Source organism: Acinetobacter sp. YH12069 (genome assembly GCF_013419675.1).
Lineage (GTDB): Bacteria > Pseudomonadota > Gammaproteobacteria > Pseudomonadales > Moraxellaceae > Acinetobacter > Acinetobacter amyesii.
On record NZ_VOZS01000024.1, the window covers coordinates 26,648 to 39,873 of the forward strand.

Below are 13,226 nucleotides of genomic sequence, written 5' to 3' on the forward strand. Positions count from 1 at the left end.
ATTCGCCTTAAATGAAAAAAGACCGTTAAAACGGTCTTTTTTCAAAAGAATTTTCTAAATCGTCTGATTTAAGACGCAGCTTTAGGTGGATTTAAAACTTGCCAAACATTCCAGCGACCTTGCTTTTCAATTTCTTGAATTAAGCGGTCAGCGACTTCGCCTTCTTGTGGGTATTTCACTTTATAGTTCTTTAAAACCTGAATGGCGTTCTTTTTTTGTTCCATGGCAATGTAGTTATTTGCTGCAGAAAGATACGCTTCTTGAACACCGGCTTTCATTGCTTTGTCTAAGTATGGAATCGCTTCACGTTGACCACCACCTTCAGATAAACCGAAACCGAACCAGAAATTTGCTTCAGCATCATCTTGGTTGATTTTTAAAATACGCTGTGCATAAGTTAATGATTTAGTGGTGTATACAGAACCCAAATCAAGGTTACGTGCCATCACACTGGCTTTAAATGCACGAACTAAAACATCAAAAGAAGCGTTGTCTTTAGATGCAAGGGTATCTAATTTTTGCGTCACTTCTTTAAGTTTAAGTTCAAACCCTTTACGTTCTTGGCGTTGAACAAAACGAGGTGGATAGTGACGTGCTTTACCTTCAACAAGCTGTAAGAAATCATCAATTTCAGTAATGTCGATTTCATTATCACCCGCTAAAGCAGCAAATTTCATTGAACGTACTTTGCTGTCTACAATTGGAATAATCAGACGGTTTTCTTCAAGTGTCAGTTGTTTAGATGGGTCGGTCGGGCTAGTTACCACCATCTTAGTCACAGGCTGTGCTGCAGCTTTTTGTAAATTTAATTCAAAAGGAGGTGGTGCATCGTAGTTAAATGGGTTGAGTGCGTAGAACGGTGGAGTCAGTTCAGGCTCTACAAAAATCATGGCATCTTTAGGAGCATTATTTTTAGTTGGGGCGCTTCCACAAGCGGCAAGGGTTAAAGCAATACAAGCAACTGCCAAGGGCTTAAGCGTCATATGATTCATCCATTAATTTATTTTATACAAAAAAGCACGTTGGTCAGTCTAAAAAAACTCTGAACAACATGCAAGTTAAAGGCAACTTATTATGATTGCTTTTGGTTAAGCTTTAGATTGATTACTTTGAGCTTCGCATTCGCGGCGCACATCTTCAATGATTTTAAGTTCTTCCTGACTAAAAGGTTGTTCATTGAGCTGTTGCTTTTTGAACGTTGGGTCAAGGAGAGACAAACGCTGACACAAATTATTCATACGTTTTTCATTGTGCTGAATACGATCTAACAACACACGCATACCTTCTAACATTGGGTCAGTTTGGTCTTGTGTTGCAGCATACGGTTGGAAACCAATACTTTCTGCATAATCGCGACGACGTGTTTCCGCTTCATCTTTTGGTCTATCTTTGGTGATAAAGCGTGCTGGATTGCCCACAGCAGTAGTATTTGCAGGAACTTCTTTAGTCACGACGGCATTTGAACCGACTTTGGCATTTTTACCCACCGTAAATGGACCTAAGATCTTTGCACCAGCGCCAACCACTACGCCATCTTCCAAAGTTGGGTGACGTTTGCCTTTGTTCCATGTTGTGCCCCCTAAGGTCACACCATGGTAAAGGGTGACATCATCACCAATTTCAGCTGTTTCACCAATCACCACACCCATACCGTGGTCAATGAAGAAACGACGACCGATTTTCGCACCCGGATGAATCTCAATGCCTGTGGCAAAGCGGCTAAAAGAAGACAATAAGCGAGCTGAACCTTTACACTCTTTTTTCCAAAGTTCATGTGCCATACGATGCATGATCAAGGCATGAATTCCTGGATAAGTCGTTAAGACTTCGAGCGTATTTCGTGCAGCAGGATCGCGCGCGAATACAGCCTGTATATCTTCTTTAAGCTGCTTAAGCATTAGATTGATCCTCATTGTCTGTAGATTTTTTCCATGTTCCGTTATTTAAAGCCTGTACTCGGCTAAAGATGCCACGTAATAAGTGGTATTCCATACGATCTAATTGTATACGTCCAAATAGGCGACGCAAGCGTAAAGGTAATAATCTTGGATTTTTTGGATCCATAAATTCAATCTCTGCCAGCATTTTTTCAATATGCGGGTAGAACTGTTCCATCATTTCATGGGTCACCAAAGGTTCATCCCATTCCATATCGATGTCATCGGTAACATGCATGTTGGCATCAGGATTTGCAGTTAACTCAGTATGTGCAAGGGCAGCCATACGCATTTCATAGCAAATTACCTGAATCGCTTGGGCAACGTTCAAGACGCCATATTCAGTATTCACTGGAATAGTGACATGGTAGTTAGCCATTGCCAATTCTTCATTGGTCAAACCACGGTCTTCACGGCCAAATACTACGGCAATTTCTTGTTGTTGTTCGCAGACCGCTTTGAGAGACATTTCTGCAGCAGGGCGAGCGTCAAGCAGTGGCCATGGGATGGTGCGACTACGTGCACTGGTCCCAAAGACAATATGACAATCTTTAATAGCATCTTCTAATGATTCAACAATTTCAATTTGATCTATTAAATCGACAGCTCCGGCAGCCAAGGCATTAATGTCTGGATGCGGGTAAGTCTTAGGTGCAACTAAGACCAGCTTTGAAAGTCCCATGGTTTTCATGGCACGTAATGCACTACCAATATTTGCGGGTAATGTTGTATTCACCATGACAATACGCACATGGGAGAGATGTGCTGAAACCGCAGCATTGTCAGTTTGATTCATGATATTTCCAATATGTTTATTTAAAAAAGCAGTTCAAACAGCGTTTAAACTTTAAGAAAATTGATTGGCTTCAGCTTGGTATAAATCCATGGCATCATCCATGCTCATTCCATCTGGCGGTGGAGGAACCTGCGCAGGAATAGAGGCTTGTTCATAACTCACCGCTTTGGCTGCTTTGGATTTGACATGATATTCAACATGCAAAGATTCTTTACCAAAGTAGTCACGCAGCTTAGACAGTAGCTCATCTAGCGGGGCAACTTTCCAGTTTAAGCCCAAATGAATGTCAGCCGTCGCATATGGGTAGTCAATATATAACTGCACAGGAATATGCGTACACATATCAACATTGCAAAAAGGCAGCAGAATATTTTGGATATCACGTGAGAGCGTTTTACTAAAATGTTCAGGCGTTAATTTGATTTGAATCGCATTGGCACGTTTTTGACGGATTTCATTCAGACTGAAGGCTTTGGTTAGACGACCCATTGGGCGGTCAAAACCTTCACGCTCATAAATTTCACCTTCAATCACCACCACTTTTTCGTTTTGAATCACGTCTTTGAAGCGGTTAAAACGTTCGTGATTCGCAGACACTTCAATACGTGCTGTACCATCATCGAGCGTTACCATCATGCGGTTCGGGAAGTTGGCAACATCGACTACTAGGCCTGCAAATACTGTAGTGACACCACGTCGTGTAGGCGTAAGCTCATTAATGCGCTGTGAAATAAAGGCTTTTAGCTCTGATCGATACACATCGATCGGATGACCTGTTAGATAAAGCCCAAGAGTATCTTTTTCACCTTTAAGACGAACTTCATCTGACCACGGTTTAACAGGTTTAGAAGGTTTACGCTGAACTTCTTCAACTTCACCAAATAAATCCATCATCCCTGTTTCGCGGTTTGTACGGGCTTGGTCAGCCGCTTGTACAGCTTCTGGCAATTGCGCCATCAAGTCAGCGCGTTCTAATCCTAAACAATCCAGTGCGCCACCACGAATCAATGCTTCAAGGGTACGTTTATTGATTTTTTTCAGGTCAATACGATGACAGAAGTCGAACAGGTCTTTATAGGGACCATCTTGGATACGTGAGTCAATCACAGACTGCATGGCAGCTTCACCGACACCCTTGATCGCACCTAAACCATATACGATGGTTTTTGGATCGCTGGCATGGAAATTATATAAAGACATATTGACCGAAGGTGGCAAGACTTCGAGACCATTAATACGACAGTCATCGATCAAGAACACCACGTTATCGGTATTCTGCATTTCCGAAGTCATTACCGCTGACATAAATTCAGCAGGGAAATGTGCTTTTAACCAAGCAGTTTGATATGCAACAAGGGCATAGGCAGCGGCATGGGATTTGTTAAAACCATAGCCTGCGAATTTTTCCATATAGTCGAAGATATGGTTGGCCGTATCTGCATCAATACCTTTGGTTGCAGCACCTTCAGTAAAGATCTGACGGTGCTTAATCATTTCTTCGACTTTCTTTTTACCCATGGCACGACGAAGTAAATCCGCGCCACCCAAGCTATAGCCAGCACAGAACTGCGCTGCCTGCATTACCTGTTCCTGATACACCATAATGCCGTATGTCGGTTCAAGGACACTTTCTAGTAATGGATGTAAGTATTCAAACTCGCCACCATGCATACGGTAAATAAAGTCAGGAATCAGATCCATCGGGCCTGGACGGTATAAAGACACGAAAGCAATAATTTCTTCGAACTTACTTGGACGTGCCTCTTTCAGCATTTTTTTCATGCCGACGGATTCAAACTGGAAGACCGCAGTGGTATTTGCATCTGCGAACACAGCATAGGCAGGTTTGTCATCCAAAGGAATTAAGGAAATATCGACAGGTGTAGTGATATCTGGACGGGCATTAATGTGCTTAATGGCATCTTCAATTACCGTTAAGTTGCGTAAGCCCAAGAAGTCGAATTTAACTAGACCTGCAGCTTCCACATCGTCTTTATCGAATTGGGCTACACGGTTAGTTCCATCTGCATCACATAGGACAGCCGAATAGTCAGTTAACTTAGTTGGTGCAATAACCACACCACCGGCATGTTTACCTGTGTTACGGGTAATGCCTTCAAGTTTGAGTGCCATTTCCCAAATTTCGGCTGCATCGTCGTTATCTGGGTTAGATGGATTGGTGACAATGTCTTTGAGTTGTGGTTCGGCCTCAATGGATTCTTCCAAACTTAAACCTAAAGGCTTGGTCGGAATCATTTTAGAAATACGGTCAGCCAAACCATAAGATTTACCCAAGACACGCGCTACGTCACGAATTGCACCTTTTGCCGCCATGGTACCGAAAGTTGCAATCTGAGAGACCGCATCTCGACCATAAGTGCGTGCAACATAGTCAATAACACGGTCACGACCTGCAATACAGAAATCGACGTCAAAGTCGGGCATTGATACACGTTCAGGGTTTAAGAAACGCTCGAACAGTAGGTCATAACGTAGTGGGTCTAGGTCAGTAATTTTTAAACTATAGGCAACCAAGGAACCTGCACCCGAACCACGGCCTGGACCAACAGGCACGCCATTACCTTTAGACCATTGAATAAAGTCCATGACAATTAGGAAATAACCTGGGAATTGCATGGTCAGGATGATCCCGACTTCATAAGCCAAACGTTCATCATAAGGCTTACGAATTTCTGGCCAGTCGTCACCACGTTGTTCGACAGGGTACAAATGCGCTAAACGTTCTTCTAAACCTTCTTTTGATAAATGTTCAAAATAGGTGTCAATTGTATGGCCTTCAGGAATTGGATAATCGGGAAGGTCATGGAAGCCTAAACGTAATGACACATTACACCGTCGCGCAATGTGATAGGTATTTTCTATAGCCGTTGGAATGTCTGCAAACAGCTCCGTCATTTCCTCGGCAGTTTTAAAATACTGTTCAGGACTGTAATTTTTAGGGCGACGATTGTCACCGAGGACATAGCCATCGGCAATACAAACGCGTGCTTCATGTGCCTCGAAATCTTCTTTACGTATAAAATGCACATCGTTATGAGCAACCACACCAATGTTAAATTTCTTCGCAAGTTTTACTGCTTCGTGAATAAAGTCTTCTTCACCCGAGCGCTCAGTTCGTGTAATCGCTAGATAAACACGATTGCCAAATTTTTCGACCCATTCAGCTAACAGTGGTTCAGCTTTTTGCGGGTTGGAAGAGCAAAGCATTTTGCCGACATCACTTTGCATACCCAGTAAAACAATCAAGTCTTGGTGTTGATTTAAAATCCAATCTTTTTTTACGCAAGGAATATCAAGCTGTTGACCTGAAATATAACCTTCAGAAACCAACTCTGTTAGACTGCGCCAACCTTTATTGGTCATCGCTAGAAGAGTAGCTTTGTGTTCAGCATCATTCAAACGAATGGTTGAACCAAATATGGGTTTAATGCCTTTATCTAAGCACTTTTTATAGAATTTTACAGCAGCATGTAGATTTGAAAGGTCAGTAATGGCCAGAGCGGGCATTTCATCTGCAGCTGCAGCTTTTACAAGATCAGGTATACGTACAATAGATTCAGTAATGGAAAATTCTGTAAAAATACCAAGATGTACAAAGTGCATAGATGAGTCCCTGCGAAAACAGCTGCTGATTTTAGCATGCTCTGAGATCAAACTTGCGTTTATTGCATGGCTTTATGCAGATTTATAAATTCACTGTTTAAGCAATAAACGCTGTATGACAATCACGGTTTAGCAAGCAATACCTTGATTCACTGAAAAGGCAGTTAATTTGCTATTTTTAAAGTTGAAGGCTAGATTGCCGATATAGGGTAAATCATAGTTATGCGGCTCTTTCAGCACGGATTTTGCATGAGTCGGTGAGAGTAAAATCACATATGCAACTTCATTTGGATTGGCTAATTTTGCACTTTTGGTAAAGTCTTTTACAAATTGTTGATAGTCATATTGGCTTGTCAGATGTTTTGACCCAATTTGAATTTTATCGCCTATTTGAGTGGATTTATCCCATTCCATCCAAACATCCCCTTTGGTTTGTCCAAGTTGGGCGAAGCTGCTTTTATTTTTATAGAATGAATCATTTTTAACTTGAGGATTGTCCTCAGCATAAATTTCAAATTTTAGAAATTTACCTTTTGATGTGACATGAAATTCAGTATTGCCGGCACATTCTGAATATTCATATTTAAGCTTTACTGGATTTTTGCTGATAAATGCATTTGCTTTTGATGCAGGCAAGGGTAAGGCTAAGTCAACATCATTTGCCTTAATACTAGTGACATAGTCATAATCAGCAATGGATGCAGATGCTGCAGAAGTGATGAATATCCCCGTTGTGAAAAAAATTTAAGCGGAAAATTTGTGCTGGCAGTGTAGTTTGCATGGGGAATATAAAATCCTGTTCTTTTGATATTTTGTACTCATTCAAGTTTTTGTAAACGTAATATTGAAGGTTATATTTTAAATTTTATGGTGTTGCTAATTTGCCGTCAAAATAATTTAAAACTAAAAAAAATTTTGGTTTAATTGCGGCATTAAAAACTAAATTTTAGAATCTAAGAAACTAAAAAGCCCTCCGAGGAGAGCTTAAATATATGAATTATGCAGGCTTAGCGCAGTTTTGATAACCAGTCCCCCAGACTTTGAACAATTTGTACCAAAATCAACAATACAATGACGGTCATGATGACCACGCTACTATCAAAACGTTGATAACCATAAGAAATGGCAAGATCACCGATACCGCCTGCACCTACTGCACCCGCCATGGCTGTTGCACCAATTAAGCTAATGGTTGCAGTCGTTAAGTTTAAAATTAAAGAGCTACGAGACTCTGGTAGGACAAATTTAGTAATGATTTGCAGCGGAGATGCACCCATCGCTTGAGCAGACTCAATGATGCCGTCATTCACTTCAAGCAACGAAGTTTCAATCAGACGACCAATGTAAGGACCAACATAGATTGTGAGAGGAACAATTGCAGCCCAAGTACCAATTGAAGTACCCACAATGACTTTGGTCAAAGGGATGACTGCAATCAGGAGGATAATAAATGGCAATGAACGCAGCGCATTCACAATCGGGTTCAAACCATGGTAGATGACACGGTTAGGCAAAATGCCTTGTGGACGTGAGACATATAAAATCACGGCCTGGATAAAACCCCAAATACAGCCAAAGAGCATGGCAAAGAACACCATGTGAAAAGTTTCTTGTAGGGCAGTGACGAACTGATCCATGGACAAAGAACTTTTCCAAAAGGGTGCTGTAATTTGAGTCAGCCATTGAACAATTAAATCTCTCATTGCTGAACTCCTGCTTGAGTGACTTCAACACCATGTTGTTCTAAGAACGCCACCGCTTGTTGAATCAATGCTGCATCACCTAATAGCTGAACGAACATTTGTCCAATCACCGCACCATTAATTTCAGTCATATTGGCAAACAAAATATTCAGGCTAATATCAAACTGTTTAATTACCGCCTGAATGACAGTTTCTTGTGCCGAACTGCCCAGAAATTTTAAACAATAAATACTGTTATGGTTTTGATTTTCTAGATTATTTAAAATATTAACAGGGAGCTGTTGCTGCAATACAGTTTGAATAAAATTTTTGGTTGTATTGTGTTTTGGCTGACTAAAAATCTCTAAGGTTGAGCCATGTTCGATGACTTTCCCTTGTTCCATTACCGCAACATAATCACAAACAGATTCAATCACATCCATTTCATGGGTGACCATGACAATAGTAATGCCTTGTTCTTGATTGATTTTCTTTAATAACGCCAATACCGACTTGGTGGTTTGCGGATCGAGAGCAGATGTTGCTTCATCACACAGTAAAATTTTAGGATGATTGGCAAGCGCACGGGCAATCCCGACACGTTGTTTTTGGCCACCAGAGAGCTCATCTGGATAGGCATTTTTCTTATGTTTTAGGTCAATAAATTCGAGCAACTCTTCTAAACGTTTTTGGCGTTCAGCTTTAGACACACCTAAAAGTTTAAGCGGCATTTCAATATTTTCTGCAACTGTTTTGGTTTGCAGTAAATTGAAGTGCTGGAAGATCATGCCAATATTGGTTCTTTCTTGACGTAGCTCTGCCGAATTTAAAGCAGTAAAGTCTTTATCATGAATAATAATTTGCCCTTCACTTGGACGTTCTAGCAAATTAATTAAACGGATTAAGGTACTTTTGCCTGCACCACTGTAGCCAATTAGACCGAAAATACAGCCATCTGGAATGTCCAGATTAATCTGATCCAGTGCTGTAACGGTTTGGCCTTTTAGCTCAAAATGCTTGGAGATATTTTTAAATTGGATCATAGCGTCAAAAAAGGTTCAGAAATGAAAAAACAGGCAAAGTAAACTTTGCCTGTTTATTTGAAGAAATTATATTACTATTTTGCTTCAGTGAGGTAGCTAGTTGGTTTATTTACATCAATTTTAGTACCACCAAAATGTTCATCGATGTAAGCTTTAACTGCTGGAGTGTGATAAAGCGCGCCTACTTTTTGTAGAACTGGGTCATTTTGACGGTCAGCAGCAACAGCAAGAATGTTCACGTTCATTTTTGTACTTTGGTCGATTGGCTCATAGTAAACCGCATCTTTCAGTACGTTTAAACCACCTTCCATCGCAAGGGTATTACCCAAAACAATCGCATCAACTTCGTCTTTAACACGGACAGCAGTCGCCATTTGAATTGGTTTGATTACGATTTTCTTCGCATTTTCAGTTATGTCAGCAGGTGTGCCTTTTACATCGTCAAAATCAGCTTTAAGTTTGATTAAGCCAGCAGATTGAAGTAGCAACAATGCACGTGATTCGTTTGCGCCATCATTTGGAATCGCGATTGTTGCACCTGTTTTGAACTCTTCAAGTTTTTTGACTTTGCTTGAATAGATACCCATTGGCTCTAAATAAGTAGTCGAAAGCGGTGCGATTTTATCTTTATTGTTGTCATTAAACGCAACCATATAGGCATATGACTGGAATGCATTAACATCAATTTCTTTGTTCGCTACAGCAGTGTTCATAGACACATAGTCAGTAAAGTTTTTCACTTCAAGTTTAATGCCAGCTTCTTTGGTTTCAGGAAGCGTAGCAATATAGCGCCAAATATCAGCATCTGAACCAGTCGAAGCCATGGTAACAGTTTGCACTTCTGCAGTGTTTTTTTGTTGTGCGGCGTCAGTTGCAGGAGCTTCTTGTTTACCACAGCCTGAAAGGCCTACAGATAAACCGAGAACTAATCCTAGGAGCTTTTTCATATATTCACCCGAGTAAATTTATAAAATTAATAAATTCACAAATCATATTATGGAGAGATTTACTTAAGTCTTTTATCAGACAGGCTGATAGATGCTTAATAATTTAAAATGCTACACACACTTATACAATTAGATCTGAGTCTATTTCCAAATGGGAAAAGATAGCCATTGCAAGCTGCTGTAAACAAAAGATTTAATAAAGCAAATCTCTATATTTCGCTAGGCATCATATCAATTTTTTATTATTCAATATAGTGATTTAAAAAGTTATGCTTAGCACCAAAAATGTATATGGAATATGTTTAATTAAATAATTTAATAAGTAAAAACAATATATTATTTATAATTAAACTATTTAAGTGCGTCATTTGTATAAGTTTAGGTCTATATAACAAATTTTAAAATGTATTGCTGAAAAAATGATAAAAATGAAATAAGTCCTGTCTTACACAAAATTTGTAACATTCATATGTGAAAATAACGAAGTGCTTCAATCTAATTTGCATTGAAATCTTTATTGATATATTTGAAGTTCAACTCTGATTCATGGTTTTTCAAAATCTTAGATCTAAATCTGAGGAAGATTGAATCCGCTACAGCGTTTAAGATAAACTGCTTAATAATTGATCATAATAAATTGCTATGTGCGGCACGCTATGTTAAATCAGTTTGATTTCGTCTCATTTGTAAAAAAGCCTACGGTTCATTATGGTGGTAGATCGGTGAGCCATGTTTAAAAAATGGAAGATGGTAGTCAAAAAACCATCGGTGTATTTTTGCCATCAGAGCAACCCATGACGTTTGAGGCGCATGTGAAAGAACGTGTTGAAATCACATCGAGGCAGTGTGTTGTGCAAATTGGCGAGCAGGGCGAGTTTGTTCAATATACGTCAGGCGAAAGCTTTATTGTTCCACAAGATTCTATTTTTAAAGTGCAATGTACTGATGTCATTGATTATGTATGCCATTTTGATTGAGCATGCTTAAACAGTTTGGAGTTGCTTTAGCATTGTGACTTATGATTTTTACTTCCAAAGCCATAGTAATTGATCTGTTTAGAGTTTAAACCCCCGCATTTAGCGGGGTTTTTTATATGATTACATGAATGATTTTGCTGTCTTATACGAAATCCTGCGGTGACTAAAATTAAGCTTTTTAACATCATTTATAGCCACTGTTTGGCAGAGTTAATGTACTTTAGTTTTGCCGTGAATAATTATTGAATTAGCAAAAGGGGATGTGCAAATAATCACTACGCTGTATTTCATACAGCACATGACGGTTTAATGGGTGTTCTGCTGGTACAAGCGGATGATTAAACTCGCGTACTTTATGCATACCTATGCGTTGCATGACACGTTCTGATGGTGTGTTCAAACTTGCAGTGAAGGAAATAACTTTATCTAGTCTTAAGTTTCTAAAAGCATGTTTGAGTACAGCTTTTGCTCCATCGGTGGCATAACCTTGATGCCAATATTGCGGTAGTAGTCGCCAGCCGATTTCAGGTGCATCGGCTATTTCAAACTCAGGTGGGTGTACGTGTAAGCCGATAAAGCCAATAAATTCGCCTGTGGCTTTAAGCTCGACGGCATATAAACCCCAACCACGTGTTTCTATTGCATCACGTAGGCGCTGCATAAACGCAGTGGCTTCAGAAGCACTCAGCTTTTTGGGGAAATAGCGCATGACGTCTTCGTCTGCGCACATTTGGATAAATGGGGCAGTGTCGGAGTCTTGCCATTGGCGGAGGATAAGGCGAGGGGTTTGGATAAAAATATGCATATTAAATATTAATTTGTATGGGTGTTTTCTTACTGAGACTAATGTAAATAATTTATAGTGTACATGATGATGGAATTGATATAAGTGAATAGTATTTGGGGGAGATGTAATTTGATTTGATGAACTAATCTTAATAGGCTTTTACATATATTTAGTTGATAAGGAGTAAATATGGAGTTGCAATACAAATTTTCAGAGGATGAATTTCTCGTATTATGCCAAGAAAATCTTGGGCGGGAAAAAACAACAGTTTTTGAAGATTTATATGAAGCTCTTATTCACTTTTTTAGTACTCCGGATTCAATCTCAATAACTGAAATAAAGCAGAATTACACATTTGGATACTATGATGATCACTTATCACTGAAAGAGTATATAGACAAAGGGAAAATGATAATCCCTTATCTTCAATTTGAGCTAATCAGTGATAAGGACATAGATCTGGATGTTACGGAAGTTAAACTACCTTCATTTATTATATTGTGTGATTTCCTTTATGGAGGAGGAATAACTAGGAAGTACAATATTAAAAATACAAAAATGAAAACCAAAAACAAAACATCAATACAGCTTCTTTCCGTTGAATTTCCACAAGCATTATTAACTAAGCTTTATTCACGAATGACACCACCAAAAAGTTTATTACCATCAAAATTAGGCTTTTATGAGTGGCGGCAGACTTTCTATAACAAAATGACAGGAGAAAGTTTCTTTTGCTCATGTTTTAAGGATGCTCTTGCCCAAAATCAGATTGGGTTGGCTGTACGCCACACTCACCTTAAAAATGCGTTAGAACATAAATCTGTTAAAGTTTCGATTTGCCATATCTGCACCAATATCAATTCAGATTTAATCTATTGCCACAAAATGTATGGCTCGGCTTTTAAAGCTAAATATGGCGCTTACATTGCTAAATACGCATTTCAGGAAGGTATCAGTGAAAGGGATGCGGAAAACCATATTAGAGAGTTAAAAGGTGTTGCACGTATAGGTGAAAGGTGGGTTAATGAAACCTTATTATTTAACTATATCAATCTGCTATTTCCTCAATACACGGTTCAAAGAGAAGCATCACCAAGTTGGTTGAATAGACAAAGGTTTGATGTCTATATCCCTGAGCTAAATTTAGCGATTGAGTACCAAGGGCAACAACACTATCTTGCTGTCAACTTATTTGGTGGAGAAGAAGGTTTAAAAAGAACAAAGCAAAGGGATAAGGAAAAGCTTCAACTCAGTAAAGCAAATGGAGTGGATATTATCTATTTTAGCTACAAAGATAATTTAACTGAAAAATTAGGGTGTGTTGACATTTACAGCCGATAAATTGAGCTAAAGAGGCAACCATATAAATATACAAGCTAAAGCAACAGCGCTTTGATAGTTACGTTTTAGCTTATCGTATCTTGTGGCAATTC

The 13,226-nt window shown here is 39.3% G+C and carries 10 protein-coding genes and 2 pseudogenes; 2 read left to right on the top strand and 10 right to left on the bottom strand.

What is annotated here, in order from left to right; genetic code table 11:
• Positions 1 to 68 precede the first annotated feature (68 nt).
• The 8 genes from FTU16_RS14235 to FTU16_RS14270 form a co-directional block, all read right to left on the bottom strand.
• A complete protein-coding gene (locus tag FTU16_RS14235; protein WP_180054454.1) occupies positions 69 to 983 on the bottom strand; it encodes an ABUW_2363 family tetratricopeptide repeat lipoprotein in 915 nt (304 codons plus the stop codon).
• Between the two features lie 105 nt (positions 984 to 1,088).
• The gene (gene cysE / locus FTU16_RS14240; RefSeq protein ID WP_180163510.1) at positions 1,089 to 1,898 is read right to left on the bottom strand and encodes a serine O-acetyltransferase; all 810 of its coding nucleotides are present in this window, start codon (positions 1,896 to 1,898) and stop codon (positions 1,089 to 1,091) included.
• Positions 1,891 to 2,733: an RNA methyltransferase gene (locus tag FTU16_RS14245; protein ID WP_078193553.1), complete on the bottom strand. Its 843-nt coding sequence runs from the start codon at positions 2,731 to 2,733 to the stop codon at positions 1,891 to 1,893. The genes cysE and FTU16_RS14245 overlap by 8 nt, the downstream gene beginning before the upstream one ends.
• A gap of 51 nt (positions 2,734 to 2,784) precedes the next feature.
• Positions 2,785 to 6,357: a DNA polymerase III subunit alpha gene (gene dnaE / locus FTU16_RS14250; protein ID WP_180163511.1), complete on the bottom strand. Its 3,573-nt coding sequence runs from the start codon at positions 6,355 to 6,357 to the stop codon at positions 2,785 to 2,787.
• 129 nt (positions 6,358 to 6,486) lie between these two features.
• On the bottom strand, positions 6,487 to 6,993 hold the full coding sequence (locus tag FTU16_RS14255; protein WP_218955656.1) for a hypothetical protein: 507 nt from the start codon (positions 6,991 to 6,993) through the stop codon (positions 6,487 to 6,489).
• 371 nt (positions 6,994 to 7,364) lie between these two features.
• Positions 7,365 to 8,060, bottom strand: a complete 696-nt coding sequence (locus tag FTU16_RS14260) for a methionine ABC transporter permease (protein ID WP_078188742.1) — start codon at positions 8,058 to 8,060, stop codon at positions 7,365 to 7,367.
• Positions 8,057 to 9,082, bottom strand: a complete 1,026-nt coding sequence (locus tag FTU16_RS14265) for a methionine ABC transporter ATP-binding protein (RefSeq protein WP_180117642.1) — start codon at positions 9,080 to 9,082, stop codon at positions 8,057 to 8,059. The genes FTU16_RS14260 and FTU16_RS14265 overlap by 4 nt, the downstream gene beginning before the upstream one ends.
• A gap of 74 nt (positions 9,083 to 9,156) precedes the next feature.
• Complete coding sequence (locus FTU16_RS14270; protein WP_180163512.1) at positions 9,157 to 10,029, bottom strand: MetQ/NlpA family ABC transporter substrate-binding protein; 873 nt, start codon at positions 10,027 to 10,029, stop codon at positions 9,157 to 9,159.
• A gap of 656 nt (positions 10,030 to 10,685) precedes the next feature.
• On the opposite strand from FTU16_RS14270, the pseudogene FTU16_RS14275 reads away from it, so the two are divergent.
• Positions 10,686 to 11,006: pseudogene (locus FTU16_RS14275) on the top strand (pyrimidine/purine nucleoside phosphorylase).
• A 247-nt stretch (positions 11,007 to 11,253) separates the two neighbouring features.
• Here FTU16_RS14275 and FTU16_RS14280 read toward each other — a convergent pair.
• Positions 11,254 to 11,811, bottom strand: a complete 558-nt coding sequence (locus tag FTU16_RS14280) for a GNAT family N-acetyltransferase (RefSeq protein ID WP_180163513.1) — start codon at positions 11,809 to 11,811, stop codon at positions 11,254 to 11,256.
• 171 nt (positions 11,812 to 11,982) lie between these two features.
• Here FTU16_RS14280 and FTU16_RS14285 point away from each other — a divergent pair, with 171 nt between their 5' ends.
• The gene (locus tag FTU16_RS14285) at positions 11,983 to 13,134 is read left to right on the top strand and encodes a hypothetical protein (protein WP_180163514.1); all 1,152 of its coding nucleotides are present in this window, start codon (positions 11,983 to 11,985) and stop codon (positions 13,132 to 13,134) included.
• A 6-nt stretch (positions 13,135 to 13,140) separates the two neighbouring features.
• Here the strand turns inward: FTU16_RS14285 and FTU16_RS14290 are convergent.
• Positions 13,141 to 13,226: pseudogene (locus tag FTU16_RS14290) on the bottom strand (IS5/IS1182 family transposase); the annotation flags it as partial.